The following is a 21,550-nucleotide window of genomic DNA, read 5'->3' as shown; positions in this document are numbered from 1 at the left end:
CGGCACAGATCCGGTAATGGGCACTGAACGCCTTCGCGACAGGCGAGAACGCACGTGTCCGTCCTTTCGTCGACAACAGATTCGTCTTGCGCGTGCAACTTGCACGCCCGGTGGCACGCACCGCGTCACCGGAGCAACGACCGGACGAACAATTCGAGCCGGTCGGTGTATTAGCTTGGCCGCTTGGTACCCGGCGGCACGGCGCCCAATCCGCAATCCGGCCGCATTCAGCCGGCAAATGTGTCGCCAATCCATCAGGTCGCGGGCAGATCAACGACACAAGGAATGTGTCGCACACCGAGTCCGGCCGCCATTGACCCGATTGCGGTATTGACATTCGTCGCGCCGACGACCCGATCATCACCCGGACCTGAACCAGAACCTGAACCGAACCCGAACCTGAACTCCCAGACCGGTCACCCGCGTTTGATCACCCGGACCGCTCACCCGCGTCCGATCACGCGGACCGGCCGCGCGGACGGAGCAGCCCGGCTCGCAGAACTCGGGCCAGCCGCGGACCGAGCCCAGACCGATCACGAACCGGGGCGCGCAAGCCAGGCGCGCGGACATCGTTGACAGTCGATCGACGCCTGGCTAGCCTCGCCAGGAAAGCGCTTACCAGAGCCGGGCGCTTCCCGGGATCCCACCGCGCCCCAGGGCAGGACGCGAGTGCAGGCCCCTCGACACCGGCGCGCACACGGTGGACATCGACGCGATGCCCCTCGCCGCGCCTTTCTCCCTCACCCCTCGGAGGTCCCCCATGCCTGCCCGCAGCACCGCCACGCTCGCGGCCGTCGCCGTCGCCCTCGCCGCCGGAGTCACGCTCGGCCCACCGGCCCCCGCGACCGCCGCCGCCCCGGCTCCCCTGTTCGTCGCCACCACCGGCAACGACAGCAACGCCGGCGACCAGGCCCGTCCGCTGCGCACCATCCAGCGGGCCGTCGACCTGGCCCAGCCCGGCACGGTCATCTCCGTTCGCGGCGGCACCTACGCCCTGACCACCAACATCCAGATCACCCGCAGCGGCACCGCGAGCCAGCCGATCACCCTGACCCGGTACGGCTCCGAGCGGGTGGTCATCGACGGTGAGGACCTGCCCAACACCCCGGCCCCGGTCGGCGGCAGCGTCCCCCGGGCACAGCGCGGCGCCGTGCACATGGAGGCCTCGTACTGGCGCCTGGTCGGCCTGGAACTGGTCAACGGCCCGTACGGGCTCTACTGCGACGGCTGTAACGGCAACGTCTTCGAACGCCTGTCGACCCATGACAACTACGAGTCCGGCCTGCAGATCCAGGGCGCGTCGAGCAACAACCTGGTGCTCAACCTGGACAGTTACCTCAACCGGGACCCGCGCAAGAACGGCGAGAGCGCCGACGGCCTGGCCATCAAGGAGGGCAGCGGCAGCGGCAACGTGGTCCGCGGCGCCCGGCTGTGGAACAACGTCGACGACGGGTTCGACGCCTGGATGTTCACCTCACCGATCACCGTCGAGGGCAGTATCGCCTACGGCAACGGGGTCAACCGGTGGAACTTCCCGGACTTCGCCGGGGACGGCAACGGCTTCAAGATGGGTGGCGGCGATCCCGACCCCGCGGCCAACCACGTGATCCGCAACAGCATGGCGTTCAGCAACGCCGCGCACGGCTTCACCGACAACGGCAACCCGGGGACGCTGGTCTTCGATCGCAACACCGCGTACGCGAACCCGAAGACCGGCTTCGACGTGGATTCCAGCACGTCGCGGCTCACCGCGAACCTGTCCGTCCGCAACGGCACCGCGGTGGCGCCCGGCCGTTCCACCGGCAGTGGCAACTCCTGGAACCTGAGCTCGGTGCCCGCGCCGGCCAGCACGGACAGTTCGGTGATCACCGGGCCGCGGACCGCCACCGGCGCCATCGCGAGCTCGCCCTTCCTGCGCCCGGCGGACGGAGCCGACCTGGGCGCCCGGATCTGAGCGTCCCCTCACAGACGGACGTCGGCGGGGCCGTCGGTCATCGGCAGACCGGCGGCCAGCCACGCCTCGACCCCGCCGGCCAGATCCGTGGCCCGGCGCAGTCCCACCGCCTGCAGACCGGCCGCGGCCAGGCTGGAGCTGTAGCCCTGCCGGCAGACCACGATGACGTGCCGGTCGTATCCGGTGGCTTCGGGGATCCGGTCCGGTGACGCCGGGTCGAGGCGCCACTCCAGCACCGTACGGTCGATCACCAGCGCCCCCGGCAGCTCCCCCTGCACCCGCCGCTGACTCTCGGTGCGGGTGTCGACGAGCAGCGCGCCGGCGGCGACAGCCGCGAGGCACTGGTGCGGGTCGAGCCGGCGCAGGCCGGCCCGGGCCCGGGTCAGCAGGGCGTCCACTCCCCGCGTCTCAGTGATCGTCATGCCCCGATCATTCCCCCGGCCCCGGACCGGCGCACGGCCAGGCATCTCCGCGAAGGACCGGCTTGCGGGAGGAGACGGCAGCAACGGCGGTCGTTGACGTACCGGCCGGCCCGGTCTACCGTGCGTTTCAACCGATGAGTTGAAACCAGGGACCATGACCGGAGACACGCTGACCCGGGTGTTCGCCGCCCTCGCCGACCCGACGCGCCGCGACATGGTGGCCCGCCTGGCCGAGGGCGACGCGACCGTGAGCCAGCTGGCCGAGCCGTACCGGATGACGCTGCAGGCCGTCTACAAACACCTGCGGGTGCTCGAGGACGCCGGGCTGGTCAGCCGGCCCCGCGGGCCGCAGCCCCGGCCGGTGCGTCTGGAGGCCGGGGTCTTCGACCTGATGGATGACTGGATCGAGCGCTACCGGGCCCGCGCCGAGCAGCGTTACCGCCGCCTCGACACCGTGCTGGCGGAGATGAAGCTCGACGCCGTGCCGGCCGAGATGAAGGGAGACGAGCATGACCACGATCGCGCAGACATCGATCGAGGCCGACCCCAAAGTGCCGGTGATCCGGCTGAGTCGTGACTTCGAAGCCACACCTGAACAGCTCTTCCGCGCGCACACCGACCCCGTGCTGTTCGCCCGGTGGGTGGGACCCGACGCCATGACCACCCGGATCGAGCACTGGGACGCCACCAGCGGTGGCAGCTGGCGCTACGTCTCGGTGCGCGACGGCACGGAGTACGGCTTCCACGGCTGCTTCCACGAGGTCCGGCCGGACCGGATCGTGCAGACCTTCACCTACGACGGCGATCCGGACGGGGTGTCCCTGGCGACGATGTGGTTCGAGGATCTGGGCGGCGGCCGCACGCGACTGCGCAGCCAGTCGCTGGTCGACAGCTTCGAGGCCCGGGATTCGTGGCTGCGCAGTGGGATGGAGGTCGGCGTCGATCAGGGTTACGCGAAGCTGGAAAGGATGATCCACGATGGCACTGTCTGAGATCCCCGCCGAGCGGCACCGGCAGATCGCCGGCCTCTTCACCGACCGCGTCCGCGGCACCCGGTCCTGGGACGTGCCGGCCCCGGTGGCCGGCTGGACCGCCCGCGACGTCGTGCGGCACCTGACCGACTGGTTCCCCGGTTTCCTCGCCGCCGGCGCCGCCATCGACCTGCCCCGCGGCCCGTCGGTGGACGACGACCCGGTCCGCGCGTGGCAGGTGCACTGCGACGGCGTGCAGGCGGTGCTCGACGATCCGGCGACCGCGCACCGGGAGCTCAGCAACCCGCACCTCGGCAGCCTGCCGCTGGCCGACGCGATCGACCGGTTCTACACCTCGGACGTGTTCATGCACACCTGGGACCTGTCCCGGGCCACCGGTCAGGACGACCGGCTGGACCCGGCCTTCTGCGCCGGCCTGCTCGCCGGGATGGAGCAGATGGAAGAGGTCATGCGCTCCTCCGGCCAGTACGGCGCCCGGGTCGAGGTACCCGCCGACGCGGACGTCCAGACCCGGCTGCTGGGCTTCATCGGCCGCGACCCGGCCTGGCGGAGCGAGGTGACCCGGCCCTAGAGGTCACGTGTGTCGGCCGGGGCCATCAGGCGCAACGCGTTGGGGTCCAGGCCGATCCGCAGCGGGGTCCGGCCGGACGGCTCGCCGTCGACCTCGACCCGGGCCGGGCGGTCGGTCTCCACCCACAGTTCGCCGACCGCCAGGAACGGCTCCTCGCCGAGCGTGCGCCGGTGGCCGGTCGCCGCGTTGCGCGCCGTCTCCCGCAGCAGGCCCCATCGCCCCCGGCCACCGACCGGATACGCCACCAGCAGCCGGTCGTCGGCGTGGGCGTCAGCGGCGATCGGCCGCCCGGCGTGGAAACCGCCGTTGGCCACGTACAGCTGATGCGTCACGAACGTGTGCTCCCGCCCGCCCGCGCGCACGGCGATCCGCAATGGACGGTGCCGGGCCAGCAGACCCAGAGCCGTGATCGGGTACGCCGTCCGGCCGATCACCCGTTTCAGCAGCCGCGGTGCCGACAGCATGAGGTCGGCGGACAGTCCCACACCGACGTGGTTGGTGAACGCGGTCGCCCCGGCCAGCCCCAGGTCGACGTCGATGACCTTGCCGTCGGTCAGCGTCGTCACGGCGTCGTCGAGGGCCAGCGGCACGCCGACCGTGCGGGCGAAGTTGTTGGTGGTGCCCAGCGGCAGCAGGCCCAGGGCGATGTCGCGGTGGGCGAGCAGCCGGGCGGCCGTGCTGATGGTGCCGTCGCCGCCGCCGGCGACGAGCAGGTCCGGGCCGCGGTCGATGACGGCGGTGAGGATCGCCTCCAGCTCCCGGGGCCGGTCCACCGGGTACGCGTCCAGCAACGTGAACCCCGCCGCGAGCAGCCGGGTCCGGGCGGCGTCGTACAACCGCATCCCCTGCCGGGAGTGCGCGTTGACGACGAGCGCCGCCCGCCGGTCCCGTTTGACTGCCTCGGTGAGCTCCTGCTTGGTCCGCATCCGAGCAGTTTCCCGTACGGGTCCGAAGCGATGTCATCTGGGTTTTCCGCCGCGGGTGAGCTCAGGACGGGTGCACAGCCGAGGTCCCCGCTTCCACCGAGTACGACGCACTGGTGCTCACCGGCGTACGCCGTACCTCGATGGTCTCGACCGTGCGCACGTCGGTGCGCCACTCGCCCCGCCCGACCCGGCAGCGCAGGTAGCCGCGCCGGGAGCCGTCGAAGTACCGCACGTGCGGGTTCAGGGTGGGGTTGACCGCCTTGAGCGGGGCGTCGTAGGCCGCCGGGAAGTCGGAGCTGATCGAGGTGGCCGTGAACTCGGCGGCGACCGGCGCCTGCTCCGGACGGTCGAAGTCGGTGCGCAGCTCGCTGATCCAGGTGGAGTGGATGTCGCCGGCCAGCACGACGGGGTTGGCGATCGGGGCCTGGGCGAGGTGGCGCAGCAGCCGGTCGCGTTGCGGCGCGTAACCGTCCCACTGGTCGAGGTTGGCCAGCAGCGGCGGCACCGGCCCAGCCGGGTTGGGAAACTTGATCCGGCTCATCATCACCTGCTGGGCGATGACGTTCCACCGGGCCGGGGAGTGGTCGAGCCCCGAGCGCAGCCAGCGTTCCTGCGCCTCGCCGGTGAGCGTGCCGGTGGCGTTCGCCGTGCCGGCCGCCGCGAGGCCGAAGTCGCCGGGGAAGGCCCCCGGCTGGTCGCTGCGGTACTGCCGGGTGTCCAGGACGTGGAACCGGGCCAGCCGGCCGAAGTCGAAGCGGCGGAAGATCCGCAGGTCGGTGCTCCCGGGGCGCAGGTCGGCCCGGATCGGCATGTGCTCGTAGTACGCCTGGTAGGCGGCGGCGCGCTGGCGGGCGAACACGGCCGGGGTCTGCCGGGCCGCCCCGGTGTCGTCGATCTCGTCGAGCAGGTCGGCGTAGTTGTTCTCGGTCTCGTGGTCGTCCCACGTGACGATCCACGGGAACGCGGCGTGCGCCGCCTGCAGCGCCGGGTCGCTCTTGTACTGCGCGTGCCGGTCGCGGTAGTCGGCCAGGGTGACCAGCTGGTTGAGGCCCGGCGTACGGGTGGCGGAGTGCCGGCGGTCGGCGAACCGGCTGCTCGCGTCGTACTCGTAGATGTAGTCGCCGAGGTGCAGCACGACGTCCAGGTCCTCATCGGCCAGACCCCGGTACGCCGGCCAGTACCCGTTCTGGAAGTCCTGGCAGTTGACGACGCCGAAGCGCAGGCTCGACCCGTCGTGCCGCGGGTGCGGGGCCGTCCTGGTGCGACCGGCCGGGCTCAGCGCGCCCAGCGCCCGGAAGCGGTAGAAGTATTCGTGTCCCGGCTCCAGGCCCCGCGCGTCGACGTGCACGGAGTGCGCCAGCTCGGGCCGGGCCACCGTACGCCCGCTGCGCACCACCCGCCGGAAGCGCTCGTCCCGGGCGACCTGCCAGCCGACCTCGACGGGCCGGCGCGCCCACCCGGCGGCGGCCGATCCGCCGTCGCCGGTCATCAGCCGGGTCCACAGGATGACGCCGCCGGGCAGCGGGTCGCCGCTGGCCACACCGAGGGAGAACAGTCCGGCGGCGGAGGCGGCGTGCGCGGAGGCGCGGGCCGGATCGGCCGGCAGCGCGGCGGCTCCCGCGGTGACGGCGATGCCGGTGAGCAGCTGACGGCGGGTGAGCATGTGACCTCCTGCGGTCCGGACCGGCACGATCGCCGGGCCCCTGCCGGGTGACGCTAGGGACCGCGGGCCACGCTGAGTCCACGCGCAGGTATCCGGCCGGTGATGACCTGACGGATGCGGCAGGTGCGACGTGGGCCCGGGTGAAGGATCGGTGAACATCACCGGCTGCGGGCATGCCCCCGCGCCGACCAGGGTAGCCCGCCGGCATGACGAACCCGCATGACGATCTCAGCAGTGTGGCCGACCCGGGCTCGATGGACCCGGACGCGATGACGGAGCCGGACAACGGCAACCCCGGCGACCTCACCTACGACGAGGCGCACCGGGCGCAGGACGGCGGACCCGGCGTTCCCGGCGAGGCCGCGGACAGCCCGGCCGCGCAGGGCGCCCCGGTGGGACCGCCCGACTAGACCCTGATCACGCGGTGAGCAGGGTGGCCAGCTCCGCCGGCCGGCTGAGGGCCAGCAGGTGACCGCCCGGCATGGTCTCGGCCGTGACCCCCAGCCGTTCCCGGGCCACCCGGATCTGGAAGTCGACCGGGAACAGCCTGTCCTGCCGTCCGCAGAGCACCCGGGTCGACACGTCCGGCCACCCGTCCAGCGGCCACGGCTCACCGAACGGCGTGCCCGACTGCCCCGGATCGACCGTCAGGCCCTGCTCGGTGACCTCCGCCGGCACGTCGTGGAAGAACATCACGCGCGGGTCGAACGGCGCGTCCGGGTCGCGGCCCTCGCGCCGGTCGAGCTCGCGGCGGGCCTGCTCCTGGCCGGTCGCCGTCCACCAGTCACCGCCGGTCTCGCCGGGCGCCGGGATCATCGCGTTGACCAGGACGATCTGCTCGGCATCGAGGCGGTCGCAGGTCAGCGGGGCGCTGAGGCCGCCCATCGACTGGGCGACCAGCACCACCCGCCGGTGGTCTCCCGCGGCGGTGACGATGGCGTCGGCGTAGTCGCGCAGGCCGGCTTGGTCGTCGGCGGCCGGCAGCTCGACCGCGATCGCCTCGTGGCCACGACGGCGGAGCTCCGGCCCGAGCCGGTGCCAGTACCAGGCGCTGCCGCCGGCTCCGGGAACCAGGACGTAAGTGCGCGTCGTCGGCATGAACCCTCCGCATGTGGTTCTGTTTTCGTACCTTCAGGTTCGGCAACGATACTATGGGGCCATGGCCCGGACCTACGACGACCCCTGCGGAGTGGCTCGCGCGCTCGATCTCGTCGGTGACCGGTGGGCGTTGCTGGTCGTCCGGGAGCTGCTGCTGGGCCCCAAACGCTTCAGCGAGCTGCGCCGCGGCCTGCCCGGCGCCGGGCAGAGCATGCTGACCCAGCGCCTCGCCGAGCTGGAGCGGGCCGGCGTGCTGCGCCGCCGGCAGCTGGGGCCGCCGGCCAGTGCCCAGGTGTACGAGCTGACCGACCGCGGCCTCGGCCTCGAGCCGGTCCTGCTGGCACTGGGCCGCTGGGGCAGCCGCACACCGATGACCTCGACCGCGGCGCTGAGCGTGGACGCCCTGGCCCTCGCGATGCGTACGACCTTCGACGCGACCGCGGCGGGCACCCTGGCCGCCCGGTGCGAGCTGCGGCTCGACGGCGACATCCTGCTGGCCGAGGTGGGCGAGGGCCGGTTCACGCTGACCCGGGGCCCGGCTCAGGTGCCGGACGCGGTGATCGAGACCAGCGCGACGGTGTTCCGGAGGCTGATCTTCGGCGGCAGCACTCTCGCCGCCGCTGAGGACGCGGGGCTGGTCACCGTTCGCGGGAACCGGGAGGCCGCCGACCGCTTGCTGACGGTGTTCCCGCGGCCCCGGGCCGAGGCCGCCCCGGCGCCCTGAGCGGGCTCAGGCGCCGCGGATGAGCCGGTAGGACCGGCGCAGATGCACAGCCCAGACCGCGACGAGTTCGCGGGCGGTGTCGAGGCGACCCTGCGGCTTGTCGGTGATGCTCCACCGGCTGATGACGACCATGGGCCCAGTCTGGACGGCCCGGGGCGGCACGCCGGGAGCCGTCGAGCAGCAGGACGGTTGCAGGGACCGATCGCGAAGAACGCAGCCGGGGGGTGCGGAGCACCTCTAGAGTCGGCGGCGCGGTGCACCGCCATCACCGTGCGTGACCACTTCATCGCCGGCGCGGGGAGCACACCATCGTGGGAAAAAGTTCGGATCATGAGTGCACAACCGACCACCCGGCACCCGTCCTAGAGGGTGTGACCTTCGAGCAGTTCGCGGTGGCCCGGCTTCCCAGTCTGCTGCGTTACGCGGTCGTCCTCACCGGCGACCGTGACCTGGCGCAGGACGTCGTCCAGGAGGTGCTGGCCAGAGCGCAGGTCCGGTGGCGGCGGATCACCGTGGCCGACTCCCCCGAGGCCTACGTCCGCCGGATGGTGCTCAACGAGTATCTGTCGTGGCGGCGCAGCTGGGCGGCGCGCAACGTGCACGCCGTGGGGGAACGGCTGGTCGACATCGACGACGCGAGGGGCGGGGTACGCGACCACGCCCACGACGTCGTCGAGGCCGACGAGCTGTGGAACCGTCTGGCGGCGCTCGGGCGCAAGCAACGGGCGGTGCTCGTGCTGCGCTATTACGAGCAGCTCGACGACGATGCCATCGCCGATCTGATCGGCTGTTCACCGGCGACGGTGCGCAGCCACGCTTCGAGGGCGCTCAAGACACTCCGGCTCTCGTCGGAGCACCAGCACAGGATCCACGCCGAGGAGAAGTCGTGACCGAGCACGGAGACCAGCTCCGCACCGCCTTTGAAACGCACGAACATCTGGCACCCGACGCGGCCGAGGTCTACAGCCGGGTGCAGGAGCTGTCCCGCTCGTACCAGCGCCGCCGCTGGGGCATGCAGGCCGCCGGCGGCGCCGTGCTGGGCGTCAGCCTGATCGCGGGGGCGATCAGCCTGCCCGGCCTGCTGCCGGGACAGCAGCAGAATCAGTCCGTCGACGCCGGCGCCGCCGCCACGATGCCGAACATGGCCCCGCCGGCCGCACCCTCCACCCCGTCGCCGGCGACCGAGCTGGAGAAGCAGTACGACGCCTTCTTCGCCGCGGGCTACGACTACGACGACGCGCTCAAGCTGGCCGGCATCTGGCGGTCGAGGGACATCGACACGGTCAAGGCCGAGGCCGGGCGCCGGCTGCTGGCCGGCGAGACGCTGCCGATCACGCCCACGCCGGGTGACCCGCTGCCGGACGAGGAGATCGACCCGAAGGAACAGAGGCAGCTCGACGCGTACTTCGCCGCCGGTTACAACTACGACGACGCGGTCAAGCTGGCCAAGCTGTGGAAGCTGGCCGACCCGTACGCGGCCAAGGTCGAGGGCGGCAAGCGCCTGCTGGCCGACAAGAAGTTGCCGGTCAAGCCCAGCGCCCTGGCCGAGGCCAAGGAGGCGGCCCGGGTGAACAAGTTCTTCACCGCCGGGTACGACTACGACGACGCGGTCAAGCTGGCCAAGACGTGGAAGCTGGCCGACCCGTACGCGGCCAAGGTCGAGGGCGGCAAGCGCCTGCTGGCCGGCGACTCTCTGCCCTTCAAGCCGTGACCGCCACGCTGCACCGGCGCACGGGATTCGAGATCGAGCTGATGGCCCCGCCGGGTCACAGCCGGCGGACTCTCGCGCGGGACCTGGCCGACCGCTGCGGCGGCCGGGTCCACCCGGTGTGGCACCACGACAGCGAACCGTCCCTGGTCCCGGGCCTGGGCCGGTTCCTGCACCTGACACAGGGCTTCGAGGTACGCCGGGCCGACGGCTCACCGCTGTGCACGCTGGTGGACGACGTCACCCTGATGGCGGGCCTCGACCCGCGCACGCCCGCGCCGCCGGGCTGGTTCCGCATCCTCAGCGACGACCCGCGCCTGCTGAGCCTGCTCGCGGCGCACAGCGACCCGGGCGGCACACTGGGCGCCGCGCTGGACGCGACCGCTCAGCTCTGGGGCAGCAAGGTCCACCGGTACGGCGACGTGTACCGGCTGGACGACGTCTCCGGCGCGACCATCGCGCTGGCCGCGCCGCACGGCGGGGAGCGGGAGCGCCCGTGCGAGATCGTCACGCCGCCGCTGAGCACCGATCACGGCGCCGCGCTGGAAGAGCTCCTCGGTCCCGCCCGTGAGCTGGGCTTCACCGTCCCGCGCGAGGCCGCCGTGCACATGCACGTGGACGGGGCGCCGTTCCGCGAGCCGCACGCCCTGGCCAACGTCGTCCGGCTGTTCGCCCACTGGCGCGAGCCGCTGCGGCTGCTGCTGCAGACCAACCCGGCCTGCCGGCGGCTCGCCCCGCTGCCGGAGCCGCTGGTCGAGGCGGTGGCCGGCCTGCCCTCCGCCGACGACCTGCGCAAGGCCGCGGCCGACGGCGGGCTCAGCAAGTTCTTCGACGTGAACCTGACCCAGTTGCTCACCGACACCCCGATCCGGGACACGATCGAGATCCGCATCCTGCCGGGCGCCCTGACCGCGGACGACGTCCTGCACCGCGCCGCGCTCGTGGAGCTACTGCTCGATCGCTGCGTGGACCCGGAGCCGGTGCCCGCTCCCCCGGCCGGCCCCGGTGCCGCCGTCGAGGAGTTGCTGCACATGGCGGCGCGCGTGCTCGCCGATCGGGAGGACGCGCCGCACTGACCGCGGCTCAGCCGGTGCCCCAGGGCGGCGTGCTCGTCGTGACGGTACGACCGGTCTCGGCCGCCTCCTCGATCGCCAGTCCGATCAGGTGGTCGTGAGCACCCTCGGCCAGCGGATACGGTTCCGGGCCGGCCCCGCGCACCCACGCGGCTGTCGCCTCGAGCAGCGCGGCGGTGGCGATCTCGTCGTCGTTGAAACGCGGTCCGGCGTACGGGTTGCGGAAGAGCACCTCGTCACCCAGCGTGATGTGCGCGGTGTCCGGGTCGTGGGCGCCGCGGCCGCGCACCAGCGGAGTCCGCACGATCGTGCGCGGGCCGGCGAGCCGGACGATCTCGTCGTCGCGCAGCTCGCCGTGGCTGCCGCGCACCAGCAGGCGCCGGAAGCGCAACTGGTTGCGGGTCTGGTTGTCGGTGAAGTCGTACAGCCCGCGGCGGCCGGCGCCGAAGTCGAGTGTGGCGATGGTCGTGGTGGCCGTCTCCGGCTCGGCGGCACCGGTCCAGCCGGCCCGGCTCAGCGGGTCGAGCAGCGGGGCCCGGTGCCGGGTCGCCCGGACGGTGACGGGCTCGCGGCCGGTGCCGAGCAGGCCCCGGATCAGCGACACCGCGTGGTAGAGCTGCGTCGACGAGACGTGCACCTGGCTCGGCGCGCCGATCAGCCCGCGGTCGACGACCGCCGCCCGGGCCGCATGGGTGGGCATGAGCAGATACTGCTCGGCCACCTGGACCAGCCCCGACTCGCCGACGGCGGCCCACAGCTCGCGCAGACCCGCGGCGTCGGCGGCGGGCGGCGTCTCCGCGAGCACCGGCACCCCGCGCTGCACGGCGGCGACGATGACGTCCGGATTGACCGTACGGGGCACGGCGGTGACCAGGAAATCGGGTCGGGCCCCGGCCAGACACTCGGCCACCGACCGGTACGCCGGGACCGGCAGCCGGCGGGGCGTGCGGACCACCGCGCCCACACAGGACAGACCCTCGAGCCGGGTGGCGATCCGCCAGTACGCCGCGGCCCGGAAACCCGCCCCGACGACCGCGAACGACGTCACCGGCCGATCCTAGTACGGTGCCGCGGCCGTCGAGTCATGATGAAGTGTGTCCCCACGCCGCCGTCTGCTGCTCGGTGCCGCCCTCGCCGTCCTGCTGGCGGTGCTGGCGGTGGTGGGCGTACGCCTGATCAACCGCGCGGATCCGGTCGCCCGACCGGATCAGGCCAGGCCCGGGCCGGTCCTGCTGGTCCCCGGGTACGGCGGCAGCCGGACCGGCCTGTCGCAACTGGCGGCCCGGCTGCGCGCCGAGGGCCGCACCGCGTCGGTCCTGACCCTGCCCGGCGAGGGCACCGGCGACCTGCTCGTCCAGGCCGGTACGGTCGACGCCGCCGTGCGCGCCGCGCTGGACGAAGGGGCACCCTCGGTCGACGTGGTGGGCTACTCCGCCGGTGGGGTCGCCGTCAAGCTGTGGGTGGACCGGCACCGCAGCGCCGACTCGGCCCGGCGCATCGTCACCCTCGGCTCGCCCCTGCACGGCACCCGGATCGCCGGCGCCGGCTCCGCACTGGCCCCCGGCTCGTGCCCGGCCGCGTGCCGCCAGCTCGCCCCCGGCAGCGCGCTGCTCGACACCGTCGACGAGGAGCCGGTGCCCGACGGCCTGCCGTGGCTGTCGCTCTGGACGGACGACGACGAGACCGTGCAACCACCGGACTCGGCCCGCCTGGACGGCGCTACCAACCTGGCAGTGCAGACGCTGTGCCCGGACGCGCGCATCTCCCACAGCGCGTTGCCCACCGACCCGATCGTCACCGCCCTGGTGCTGGAAGCGCTCGGGACGACACCGTGGTCGGCGCCCGCGAGCTGTCCCGCCTAGTTGGTCACGTCCTTGGTCATGAAGTTCGCCCACGCCGCGCCGAGCAGCACCACCAGATAGACCAGTTGCAGGGCGGCGCCGCGTTCGATGTCGCGCCAGAGCACCGGCTCCCGGAAGAAGTCGATCCAGGCGAGCCAGTAGCGGGTCGGCAGGTACGGCCGGACGGCGGCGGCCGCGTCCAGGGTCACCAGCACCTGGCTCACGACCAGCGCGGCCAGCGCCCCCATCGCCGCACCCAGTGCCGAGTCGGTGACGGTGGACAGGAACAGCGCGATGGCCGCCACGCCCAGCATCGACACCGTGATGTAGGCGACCGTGGCGAGCAGCCGCCAGGCCAGCCCGGCCGGGGTGATCGTGACGCCGGACAACGAGGTGACGTCGGCCGGCAGCGTGACCCCGGTGCTGTCCGGCTCCGCGCCGAACAGCAGCAGTCCGGTGAGGTAGGAGGTGACCAGCACGGTCGCGATGGCGAACAGCACGAACACCACCAGCGAGACCAGCTTGGCCACCAGCAGCCGGGTCCGGCCCACCGGACGGATCAGCAGATAGCGCAGGGTGCCCGCGGACGCCTCGCCGGCCACCGCGTCCCCGGCCAGCACGGCCACGGAGACCGGCAGCAGCACCGGCAGGACCAGGGCCATCGCGGCGGCCGGATACAGCGCGCCGTTGCTCAGCACCGCGGACAGGAAGGCACCCCCCTGTCCCGGCGGCGGCGGGATCCGGGTGGTCGCCAGGAACACCGCGACGATGAACGGCAGCGCGCACAGCAGCGCCGCGATCACGTACGTGCGCGGGCGGCGGAACAGCTTGGCCAGCTCGACCCCGATCATGGCGTGGCCCCTTCGACGCGGTCCGAGCTCGTGGTGGTGGCCTCCAGGACGACCTGTTCCAGCGAACGCCGCTCGCCGGCCAGCTCGACGATCCGCACACCGGCGCCGACCAGCTCGGCGTTGAGGTCGTCGGGGGCCTGGTGGCGTACCGTCAGCCGGTCGCCGTCGCGGGCCTCGACCCGCCCGTCGAGCAACGCGATCACCCGGTCCGCGTCCGGGGTGTGCAGCACCACCCGGCCGGTGGGCGCGCGCAGCGCGGCGAGATCGTCCTGGAGCACCAGCCGGCCGCTGTCCATGACGCCCACCCGGCTGCAGAACGCCTCGATCTCGGTCAGCAGGTGGCTGGAGAGCAGCACCGTCGTGCCCTCCCGGTTCAGCTCGGTCAGCAGGTCGCGGATCTCCCGGATGCCGCGCGGGTCCAGGCCGTTGGTGGGCTCGTCGAGGATCAGCAGCCGGGGCGTGCGCAGCAGGGCCGCGGCCAGGCCCAGCCGCTGCCGCATGCCCAGCGAGTACGCCCGGACGGGCCGCCGGTCGATACCGGCCAGCCCGACCCGTTCGAGGGCCTGGTCGACCCGCCGCCGCCGGTCGCGCCGCCCGCCGCCCGGCCCGGCCGCGTCGAAGAGGTTCAGGTTGGTGCGCCCGGGCAGGTGCGGGTACATGCCCGGGCCCTCGACCAGTGCGCCGACCTGGGGCAGCACCTCCCGTACCCGCCGGGGCACCGGCAGGCCCAGCACCTCGATCTCGCCGCGGGTGGCGAAGACCAGCCCGAGCAGCATCCGGATCAGGGTGGTCTTGCCGGAGCCGTTCGGCCCGAGCAGGCCGTAGCGGTCACCCTCGCGGACCTCCAGCCCGACCTCCCGTACGGCCGTGGTGTGGCCGTAGCGCTTGGTCAGGTCCCTGGTGATGATCATGCGGTCCCTCCGGCGAGATCGGCGGCCACCCGCTCCAGCAGCGGCGCGTCCACGAACCCGGTGACCAGGTACGTCCGCTCCGCCCGTACCGCGAGGACGTTGAGCAGGCCGGCCGTGATGAGCACGGCCTCGCCGCCGGACACGGTCAGCCGGCGGCCCCACCGGGCCGCGTTACCGAACACGTCGTCGCCGAGCCGGCCGGGCAGGCCCAGCGCCACGAACCGGGCCAGGCCGGTGCCGTACACGCCGACGACCGGCACGCCGTCGACACTGTCCTGGCGGGGGTAGCCGGCCAAACTGTCCGGCGGGGTCAGCGAGTCCCAGCGGTCGAGCGCGGCCAGCACGTCGGCCGCCGAGGTGGTGGCGGCCCCGATGCCCGGCCCGGGAACCGGTGGGTCCAGCACCGCGGCGGCCGGGGCGGTCAGCGAGACCTCCAGGAACCGGGTGACGAACACGGGCCGCCGGGCTCCCCGGGCGGTGATCTCCGCCTGCAGGGGCAGCCCGCTGTCCGGGTCGGCCCACACGTCGATGTGCGCGACGGTGGTCCCCGGCGCGACCGGGACGACCCGCAGCCCCGCCGCGACCACCCCGGCGACCCGCTTGCCGGGCAGCGGCTCGACGCGGTCACCCGCGGCCAGGCTCAGCAGCCGGCGGACCAGCTCCGGCGGCGTCAGATCGGCCGCGCGCGGCAACCGAAGCGGCTGTTCCCCGACGATCCGGGTGAGCCGGCTCTCGCCGTAGTCCCAGAGGTACTGCTCGCCGGGCAGCTGGTAGAGGCCCTGCTCGGTGCCCGGCCCCAGGACGTCGACCCGCCACCGGTCCCGGGCGCCGCGCCAGACGCGCATCTCGGTGGTCCCGCTGACCAGGGCGGTGACCTGCTCCAGGTTGGGCAGCGCGGGCAGGCCCAGCGCTCCGGCGCTCTGCGCGTACCCCTGGTGGACCTGCCCGGCCGAGGCCGCGATCCGGTCCCGCAGCGCGGCCGGCGTGATCCCGGTGGCCGGCACCGGCCGGTGGGCCAGCAGCACCGGTACGGCGCCCAGCACGACGACCACAGCCAGCACGACGCTGCACCGGCGCCGGGCCTGCCCCGCCACCACCGTCCGGCCGGCGCCCGTCAGCTGCCTCATCAGCCGAGGTCGAGCACACCGGAGATGCGGTCCGGACGCCGGCAGGTGGTGCGCACCGACACCGAGGAGCCGCCACGCGCGCTCAGCTGGATCGCCTCCATCACGTCCAGCACGTGCAGTGCGACATCGGCGGCGGCGCGGTGCGGCCGGTCCTCGACCAGCGCCTCGGCGAGGTCCAGCAGACCCACACCGCGGCCCGCATCGGCGTAACCCGCCGCCGGGGGCAGCACCCGCCAGCTCTCGCCACCCGCGGTGAACAGGCGGACGTCGCCGTCGAAGTAGTTGGGATCCGGCACCGACAGGGAGCCCCGCGAACCGTACAGCTCGATCCGCGGCAGACGGGCGGCCCAGATGTCGAAGCTCATCATCAGCGTGGTCAAGGCGCCGCTCTCGTGCTCCAGGACGCCGGTGACGTGGGTGTCGACGTCGACCGCGAAGGCCGTACCGGCGCGCGGGCCGTCGCCGATGGTGCGCTCGTGGCGGGGCCGCGACGACATGCCCATCACCCGGCGGACCGGGCCGAGCAGCTGCACCAGCGAGGTCAGGTAGTAGGGGCCCATGTCCAGCAGCGGACCGCCGCCCTGCTGGTAGTAGAACTCGGGGTCGGGGTGCCACCGCTCGTGGCCGGGACCGGTCATGAAGGCGGTGGCCGCGTGCGGGACGCCGATCTCGCCCGCGTCCACGGCGGCCCGGGCGGTCTGCACGCCCGTACCCAGCACGGTGTCGGGGGCACAGGCGACGCGGACCCCGGCGGCGGCCGCCGCCTCGACCACGGCGACCCCGTCGGCACCCGTCGCGGCCAGCGGCTTCTCGCCGTAGACGTGCTTGCCGGCGGCGATCGCGGCCAGGGCCACGGCGGCGTGCTGGTTCGGTGTGGTCAGGTTGAGCACCACGTCGACGTCGGGTGCGGCGTACAGCTCGGGCAGGTTCACCGCCCGGGCTCCCGGATGCTGCCCGGCCAGCAGCTGCGCCCGGCCCGGGTCCAGGTCGGCCACCGCGGTGACCGTCACCTGCGACAGCCGGGCGAGGGTGGCGCTGTACTGGCCGCTGATCTTGCCGGCGCCGACGATGCCGACTCTCAACGACTCGCCCACAGCAGTCCTCTCTCCACGATGGTCCGCACGTTCGGGTCCTGCAGGACCTCGACGGTGTGCCCGGGCGTGGCGACGAACACCCGGCCCCGGCCCCACTGCCGGGTCCACACCGCCGGGCAGGTCACCGGCCGCTGCCAGGGCGCCCACGGCCGGGGCGCGGTCGTGGTGGTGGCCAGCACGTCGTTGTAGTCGTCGGTCAGCACCCAGTACTGCTCGGTATCGAGGTTGAAGTCGGCCAGGCCCTCGGTGACGGGGTGCCCCGCGGCGGCCGGCGTCATGGTGATCCGGTGCTCGACGTAGTTGTCGGACTGGTCGCCGGTGCGCTCACCGGGTGCCTCCCGGGCGGCGTGCGCGGCGAACTGCCCGCCGATGAGCTGCAGGTAGTCGGCGCTGGCGCGGTAGGCGTCGGCGATGCCGCCGTGCCAGCCGGCCAGGCCGGTGCCGGCCTGCACCGCGGACACCAGGCCGGCGACCTCCTCGCCGGAGATCGTCGCCATGGTCATGCACTGCACCACCAGGTCGGTGACCGCCATCAGCGCGGCGTCGGCGTACGGGGCCGGCGAGTCCGCCACCTCCACGGCGAAACCCTGCTCGCGCAGGTACGGAATGAACAGGTCGGTGGCCTTGACCGGCTCGTGCCCGGCCCATCCACCCCGGACGACGAGTGCGCGCCGCTGAGATGTCATCTGTCCCCTCTCGTGCCACGATCCACAGCCAGCCTAACCACCGCCCGCAGCGCGGCACCGTCTCCGACTGCCCGCTGCCGGGCCGGTCATTCCCGCTGCCGGGAAACCGCGTTGCCGGACGCGTGAATCCACTCCGATGCGGGCAGTTACATGCTGCCCGGCCGGTTCGGCCGGAGTGGTTCAGCACCATCTGGAGGATCCGATGACAGGTACGCCCAGCGCGGGGAGAGGTACCTGGGCCGGGACCCTGCGGTCCCGGACGCGCGAACGGCTCGCGGCGGCCGCGGCCCGTAACGCTCCCCCGCCGTTCGTGCCGGGTGACCTCCAGGAGCCCGCCACCCCGGTGCTGGTCGTGCAGGAGCAGCGCCCCAGCACCGACGACGTCCTGCCCCGCAGCGTGCGGACGGCCGGCGCCTGGGCGCTGCGGTTCATCCTGTTCGTCGCCGCGGCGTACCTGTTCCTGCGGGTCGTCGGGCTGCTGCACGTGGTCATCATCCCGGTGGTGGTCGCGCTGCTGCTGGCCGCTCTGTTCCAGCCGGCCGCCGCCGCGCTGGTTAAGCGCGGGATGAAACGGTCGCTGGCCGCCGGGCTGGTGCTCATCGCCGCGCTGCTGCTGGTCTTCGGCGGGCTCAGCCTCATCGTGCGGACCTTCATCTCCCAGATCGACGACCTGTCCGCCCAGGTCAGCGACGGCATCAACGAGGTCCAGGACTGGCTGTCGCGCGGTCCCCTGCACCTGTCCAACGCCGAGGTCAGCCAGTACGTCGACCGGGTCCAGCAGGCGATCACCCAGAACCAGGGCGCGCTGACCTCGGGTGCCCTGAGCACCGCGACCACGCTGGGCGAGGTCGTCACCGGCTTCTTCCTGGTGCTGTTCACGCTGTTCTTCTTCCTGCGCGACGGCGGCCAGATCTGGTCCTTCCTGTGCCGGCTGCTGCCCCGCGAGGCCCGCGTGCCCACCGCCCGGGCCGGGCACTACTCCTGGCACACGCTGGTGTCGTACGTGCACGCCACGGTGCTGGTGGCGTTCGTGGACGCCGTCGGCATCGGCATCGGCCTGTTCGTGCTGCAGGTGCCGCTGGCCCTGCCGCTGGCCGCCCTGGTCTTCCTCGGCGCATTCATCCCGGTGGTCGGCGCGACCATCACCGGGCTGGTCGCGATCCTGGTCGCCCTGGTCGCCAACGGCCCGGTCACCGCGCTCATCGTGCTGGCCGTGGTCATCGCCGTCCAGCAGCTCGAGGGCCACGTGCTGCAGCCGCTGATCATGGGCCGGGCGGTCGCCCTGCACCCGCTGGCGGTGATCCTGGCCATCGCGACCGGCATCGTCGTCGCCGGCATCGTCGGCGGCCTGATCGCCGTCCCGCTGCTGGCCGTGCTCAACACCGCCATCCGCTACCTGGTCCGGCACCCGAGCGGCGACCCAACCCCGGACCGCAAGCCGCCGGGCACCGAATCGACCGACGACGGCACCGCCGAGGCCGAGGACCGGGTGGAGGACGCCGAACGCCGGACGGACCCGGCCGAGCCCCCGCCCGCGGACACCTCGGTCACCCACGACGAGCCGGCACCGGCCGCCCGGACCCCCTGAGGCGCGCGCAACCCGGCCCGCCGTCGCGGCCGGGTGATCACGCCCACGTCGCCCGCCGTGACATCGTGCGTAGGATCGATGCGCAGAACCTGAACAGACATGATCCAAGGAGCACGATGCCGTTAACTCCCGCTGACATCCACAACATGGCCTTCAAGAAGCCGCCGATCGGCAAGCGCGGCTACGACGAGGAGGAGGTCGACGCCTTCCTGGACGAGGTCGAGCAGGAGCTGATCCGCCTGCTGGAGGAGAACGGCGCCCTGCACGGTCAGGTCCAGCGCGGCCCGGGCGGTCCCGGCCCCGCGGCCTCGACCATGGTGCTCAGCTCGGAGTTCTCCGACATCACGGCCCAGCTGGAGCGCATGCAGGAGGCCCGCGCGCGGGCCGAGCAGAACGCCCGCAGTATGCAGGCGCAGCTCGAGCAGGCCCGCAACCAGGCACCGGCCGCACCCACGCACTCCCCGGACAGCGAGGACCGCAACGCCCGGGTCCTGATGATGGCTCAGCGCACGGCCGACGACCACATGCGCGACGCCCGCCAGGAGTCCGAGACGCTGCTGGCCAACGCCCGTAACAAGTCGGAGCAGATCACCAGCGAGGCCCAGCTCAAGGCCGGCACGATCGAGGGTGACGCACGTCGCAACCACAGCGAGGCGATGAACAGCCTGGGCACCAAACGCGCCGCCCTGCTGGACGAGATCGAGCGCCTGGGCCAGCTCGCGCAGAGTTACCAGGCGGCGCTGGACAGCCACATCAGCCAGCAGCTCCAGGAGCTGAACAGCTCCCCCGGAGCGAGCTAGCCCGTTGCACCCGCCGGGCGTCGCGGCGCCGCAGGTGCTCGCCGGCCGGCTCCGGCTGCGCCGCGACGGCGGTGATCCCGGTGGTCACCGCCGACGCCGCCCGGTAGGTGCTCCCTGTCACATTCGCGGAGCCACCCTTCTCGCCCGAAGGCCGCCGGCGATCGCATCCACGAGCAGAAATACCGCCAGGGGTACGCCGAACAGCGGCAACGCCCAGCCCAGGGCGAACACCAACGGCACGCCGACCGCGACGGCCCAGCCGGGCAGCCCCAGCCAGGCACCGCGGGCCGGCGGCGTACCCACCACCGCCCGGCGGCCATCCCGGGTCGGCCGCCGCTGCCACCACATCCGGTAGCCCCAGACGATCACGCAGATCAGGCCCAGGGCCAGCGCGGCCAGCAGCACCTGGTTGACCACGCCGAACAGCACGCCCATGTGGGCCTGCACGCCCAGCTTGCTGAGCTGCGCGAGCACCGGCCAGTCGGCGAAGTCGCTGCGGGCCACCACCGCCGAGGTCTGCGGGTCGACGGCTACCCGGTCCAGGCCGACCGGCCAGGTGTTGTCGACGCCGGCCACCGTCCACGCCGCGTTCGCCTCCTCCGGAACGGCCAGCTCGACCGGGCCGGTCATCCCGTGCTGCCGCGCGACGCTCCACACGGTGTCGGCCGCGGCCGGATCGACGGGCGCAGCCGGTGCCGCCGAGCCACCGTGGTGCCCGCCGGCCGGCTCGGCGGCAACGGCGGTGACCAGCTCCGGCTGATGGGCGTCGAAGGTGTCGAGCACCGCGGTAAAGTTGCCGCCGGCGTACCGGGACCAGGTCAGGCCGGTGGCGGACAGGATCACCAGGCCCACCGCCAGCCACAGCCCGGTCGCCGCGTGCCAGCTCCGGGTGCGCCGCACCCCCTTGGCGGACAGGTCCGGCACGAGCAGGCGTTTGCCGCGGGAACGCCGCCACCACAGCACGACGCCGCCCAGCGCGATGACCCACAGCCAGCTCGCGGCCAGCTCGGAGTAGAAGCGGCCGGCCGCCCCGAGGTGCAGGTTGCGGTGCAGGTCGTCCAGCCAGGTGGTGGCCGGGGTCGAGCCGAACCAGGTGGTGAGGGTGCCCTGCACCCGGCCGGTCGCCGGGTCGACGTGCACGGTGTGCTGCTTCTCGCCCAGCTCGGGCTGGGAGAACACGACCCGGGTGGTGCCGTCGCCCGATCCGGGCTGGATGGCCGACAGGGTCCCTTCGGGGTGCGCGGTGCGGGCGGCCGCGATCTGGTCCGCGAGTGGCAGCGCCGGCCCGTCCCCGCCGGACGCGGCGGTGAGCTGGTCGCGGTAGAGGCTCGCGTCGAGCTGCGGGGTGATCGTGTAGAGCAGCCCCGTCACCGCCGCCACCAGCAGGAACGGCGCGACCAGGACGCCGGCGTAGAAGTGCAGGCGCAGCAGCAGCGCGCCGAACGCGGACGGGCGCCGGGGCTGGGGGCCGCGGGTGCCGGCATCCGGCGTGGCCTCCTCGGTGATCGTCATCGGCTGTCC

The 21,550-nt window shown here is 73.1% G+C and carries 24 protein-coding genes; 12 read left to right on the top strand and 12 right to left on the bottom strand.

The genetic code is table 11. From position 1 onward, the window contains the following. Positions 1 to 760: 760 nt before the first annotated feature. Complete coding sequence (locus Aau02nite_RS04015; RefSeq protein ID WP_212986927.1) at positions 761 to 1,954, top strand: right-handed parallel beta-helix repeat-containing protein; 1,194 nt, start codon at positions 761 to 763, stop codon at positions 1,952 to 1,954. 8 nt (positions 1,955 to 1,962) lie between these two features. Here Aau02nite_RS04015 and Aau02nite_RS04010 read toward each other — a convergent pair whose 3' ends face one another. Further along, positions 1,963 to 2,376, bottom strand: a complete 414-nt coding sequence (locus tag Aau02nite_RS04010; protein WP_212986926.1) for a rhodanese-like domain-containing protein — start codon at positions 2,374 to 2,376, stop codon at positions 1,963 to 1,965. A 154-nt stretch (positions 2,377 to 2,530) separates the two neighbouring features. Between Aau02nite_RS04010 and Aau02nite_RS04005 the strand changes: the two genes are divergently transcribed. The 3 genes from Aau02nite_RS04005 to Aau02nite_RS03995 are packed head-to-tail and all read left to right on the top strand — an operon-like array spanning position 2,531 to position 3,939. Beyond that, the gene (locus tag Aau02nite_RS04005) at positions 2,531 to 2,953 is read left to right on the top strand and encodes an ArsR/SmtB family transcription factor (RefSeq protein ID WP_212986925.1); all 423 of its coding nucleotides are present in this window, start codon (positions 2,531 to 2,533) and stop codon (positions 2,951 to 2,953) included. Continuing rightward, positions 2,886 to 3,368: an SRPBCC family protein gene (locus tag Aau02nite_RS04000; RefSeq protein ID WP_246594875.1), complete on the top strand. Its 483-nt coding sequence runs from the start codon at positions 2,886 to 2,888 to the stop codon at positions 3,366 to 3,368. Before Aau02nite_RS04005 ends, Aau02nite_RS04000 begins: the two co-directional genes overlap by 68 nt. After that, entirely contained in the window at positions 3,355 to 3,939 is a 585-nt protein-coding gene (locus Aau02nite_RS03995) for a TIGR03086 family metal-binding protein (protein WP_212986924.1), read from the top strand. The genes Aau02nite_RS04000 and Aau02nite_RS03995 overlap by 14 nt, the downstream gene beginning before the upstream one ends. Here Aau02nite_RS03995 and Aau02nite_RS03990 read toward each other — a convergent pair. Beyond that, complete coding sequence (locus tag Aau02nite_RS03990; RefSeq protein ID WP_212986923.1) at positions 3,936 to 4,865, bottom strand: diacylglycerol/lipid kinase family protein; 930 nt, start codon at positions 4,863 to 4,865, stop codon at positions 3,936 to 3,938. The two genes, Aau02nite_RS03995 and Aau02nite_RS03990, sit on opposite strands and share 4 nt — an antisense overlap. 61 nt (positions 4,866 to 4,926) lie before the next feature. After that, positions 4,927 to 6,528: an alkaline phosphatase D family protein gene (locus Aau02nite_RS03985; RefSeq protein WP_212986922.1), complete on the bottom strand. Its 1,602-nt coding sequence runs from the start codon at positions 6,526 to 6,528 to the stop codon at positions 4,927 to 4,929. A gap of 206 nt (positions 6,529 to 6,734) precedes the next feature. On the opposite strand from Aau02nite_RS03985, the gene Aau02nite_RS03980 reads away from it, so the two are divergent. Beyond that, positions 6,735 to 6,938, top strand: coding sequence for a hypothetical protein (locus tag Aau02nite_RS03980; RefSeq protein ID WP_212986921.1), 204 nt, complete (start codon positions 6,735 to 6,737; stop codon positions 6,936 to 6,938). Between the two features lie 7 nt (positions 6,939 to 6,945). On the opposite strand, the gene Aau02nite_RS03975 is transcribed toward Aau02nite_RS03980, so the two are convergent. Then, positions 6,946 to 7,626: an alpha/beta fold hydrolase gene (locus tag Aau02nite_RS03975; RefSeq protein WP_212986920.1), complete on the bottom strand. Its 681-nt coding sequence runs from the start codon at positions 7,624 to 7,626 to the stop codon at positions 6,946 to 6,948. A gap of 61 nt (positions 7,627 to 7,687) precedes the next feature. Between Aau02nite_RS03975 and Aau02nite_RS03970 the strand changes: the two genes are divergently transcribed. Then, positions 7,688 to 8,350, top strand: coding sequence for a winged helix-turn-helix transcriptional regulator (locus tag Aau02nite_RS03970; RefSeq protein WP_212986919.1), 663 nt, complete (start codon positions 7,688 to 7,690; stop codon positions 8,348 to 8,350). A 6-nt stretch (positions 8,351 to 8,356) separates the two neighbouring features. On the opposite strand, the gene Aau02nite_RS47260 is transcribed toward Aau02nite_RS03970, so the two are convergent. Further along, entirely contained in the window at positions 8,357 to 8,482 is a 126-nt protein-coding gene (locus Aau02nite_RS47260) for a hypothetical protein (protein ID WP_281420955.1), read from the bottom strand. A gap of 239 nt (positions 8,483 to 8,721) precedes the next feature. On the opposite strand from Aau02nite_RS47260, the gene Aau02nite_RS03965 reads away from it, so the two are divergent. The 3 genes from Aau02nite_RS03965 to Aau02nite_RS03955 are packed head-to-tail and all read left to right on the top strand — an operon-like array spanning position 8,722 to position 11,134. Beyond that, entirely contained in the window at positions 8,722 to 9,240 is a 519-nt protein-coding gene (locus Aau02nite_RS03965) for a SigE family RNA polymerase sigma factor (RefSeq protein WP_212986918.1), read from the top strand. Next, on the top strand, positions 9,237 to 10,061 hold the full coding sequence (locus Aau02nite_RS03960; RefSeq protein WP_212986917.1) for a hypothetical protein: 825 nt from the start codon (positions 9,237 to 9,239) through the stop codon (positions 10,059 to 10,061). Before Aau02nite_RS03965 ends, Aau02nite_RS03960 begins: the two co-directional genes overlap by 4 nt. Continuing rightward, the gene (locus tag Aau02nite_RS03955) at positions 10,058 to 11,134 is read left to right on the top strand and encodes an amidoligase family protein (protein WP_212986916.1); all 1,077 of its coding nucleotides are present in this window, start codon (positions 10,058 to 10,060) and stop codon (positions 11,132 to 11,134) included. The genes Aau02nite_RS03960 and Aau02nite_RS03955 overlap by 4 nt, the downstream gene beginning before the upstream one ends. 7 nt (positions 11,135 to 11,141) lie before the next feature. Here the strand turns inward: Aau02nite_RS03955 and Aau02nite_RS03950 are convergent, their stop codons facing one another. Beyond that, positions 11,142 to 12,179 carry a Gfo/Idh/MocA family protein gene (locus Aau02nite_RS03950; protein ID WP_212986915.1) on the bottom strand — a complete coding sequence of 346 codons (1,038 nt, stop codon included), beginning with the start codon at positions 12,177 to 12,179 and terminating at the stop codon, positions 11,142 to 11,144. 46 nt (positions 12,180 to 12,225) lie between these two features. On the opposite strand from Aau02nite_RS03950, the gene Aau02nite_RS03945 reads away from it, so the two are divergent. Then, a complete protein-coding gene (locus Aau02nite_RS03945) occupies positions 12,226 to 12,993 on the top strand; it encodes a lipase family protein (protein WP_246594874.1) in 768 nt (255 codons plus the stop codon). Here the strand turns inward: Aau02nite_RS03945 and Aau02nite_RS03940 are convergent. Genes Aau02nite_RS03940 through Aau02nite_RS03920 form a run of 5 tightly spaced genes read right to left on the bottom strand, consistent with a single transcriptional unit; the run spans position 12,990 to position 17,641 of the window. Next, complete coding sequence (locus Aau02nite_RS03940; RefSeq protein ID WP_212986914.1) at positions 12,990 to 13,823, bottom strand: ABC transporter permease; 834 nt, start codon at positions 13,821 to 13,823, stop codon at positions 12,990 to 12,992. The genes Aau02nite_RS03945 and Aau02nite_RS03940 overlap by 4 nt on opposite strands. Next, positions 13,820 to 14,734 (bottom strand): ABC transporter ATP-binding protein, encoded by a 915-nt coding sequence (locus tag Aau02nite_RS03935; protein ID WP_212986913.1) that lies wholly within the window; start codon positions 14,732 to 14,734, stop codon positions 13,820 to 13,822. The genes Aau02nite_RS03940 and Aau02nite_RS03935 overlap by 4 nt, the downstream gene beginning before the upstream one ends. Then, positions 14,731 to 15,861: a LolA-like protein gene (locus tag Aau02nite_RS03930; protein WP_212986912.1), complete on the bottom strand. Its 1,131-nt coding sequence runs from the start codon at positions 15,859 to 15,861 to the stop codon at positions 14,731 to 14,733. The genes Aau02nite_RS03935 and Aau02nite_RS03930 overlap by 4 nt, the downstream gene beginning before the upstream one ends. Next, positions 15,861 to 16,955, bottom strand: a complete 1,095-nt coding sequence (locus Aau02nite_RS03925; protein WP_212986911.1) for a Gfo/Idh/MocA family protein — start codon at positions 16,953 to 16,955, stop codon at positions 15,861 to 15,863. Before Aau02nite_RS03925 ends, Aau02nite_RS03930 begins: the two co-directional genes overlap by 1 nt. Then, on the bottom strand, positions 16,940 to 17,641 hold the full coding sequence (locus Aau02nite_RS03920) for a ThuA domain-containing protein (protein ID WP_212986910.1): 702 nt from the start codon (positions 17,639 to 17,641) through the stop codon (positions 16,940 to 16,942). The genes Aau02nite_RS03925 and Aau02nite_RS03920 overlap by 16 nt, the downstream gene beginning before the upstream one ends. Positions 17,642 to 17,843: 202 nt before the next feature. Between Aau02nite_RS03920 and Aau02nite_RS03915 the strand changes: the two genes are divergently transcribed. Next, a complete protein-coding gene (locus Aau02nite_RS03915) occupies positions 17,844 to 19,229 on the top strand; it encodes an AI-2E family transporter (protein ID WP_212986909.1) in 1,386 nt (461 codons plus the stop codon). 116 nt (positions 19,230 to 19,345) lie between these two features. Then, positions 19,346 to 20,029, top strand: coding sequence for a DivIVA domain-containing protein (locus Aau02nite_RS47255; RefSeq protein WP_212986908.1), 684 nt, complete (start codon positions 19,346 to 19,348; stop codon positions 20,027 to 20,029). A gap of 117 nt (positions 20,030 to 20,146) precedes the next feature. Here the strand turns inward: Aau02nite_RS47255 and Aau02nite_RS03905 are convergent, their stop codons facing one another. After that, the gene (locus Aau02nite_RS03905; protein ID WP_212986907.1) at positions 20,147 to 21,541 is read right to left on the bottom strand and encodes a PepSY-associated TM helix domain-containing protein; all 1,395 of its coding nucleotides are present in this window, start codon (positions 21,539 to 21,541) and stop codon (positions 20,147 to 20,149) included. Between the last annotated feature and the right edge of the window lie 9 nt (positions 21,542 to 21,550).

The sequence above is a fragment of the Actinoplanes auranticolor genome (assembly GCF_018332655.1).
GTDB classification, from domain to species: Bacteria; Actinomycetota; Actinomycetes; order Mycobacteriales; family Micromonosporaceae; genus Actinoplanes; species Actinoplanes auranticolor.
Note: the sequence above shows the minus strand (reverse complement) of the source record. Positions and strands in the feature narration are given on the sequence as shown.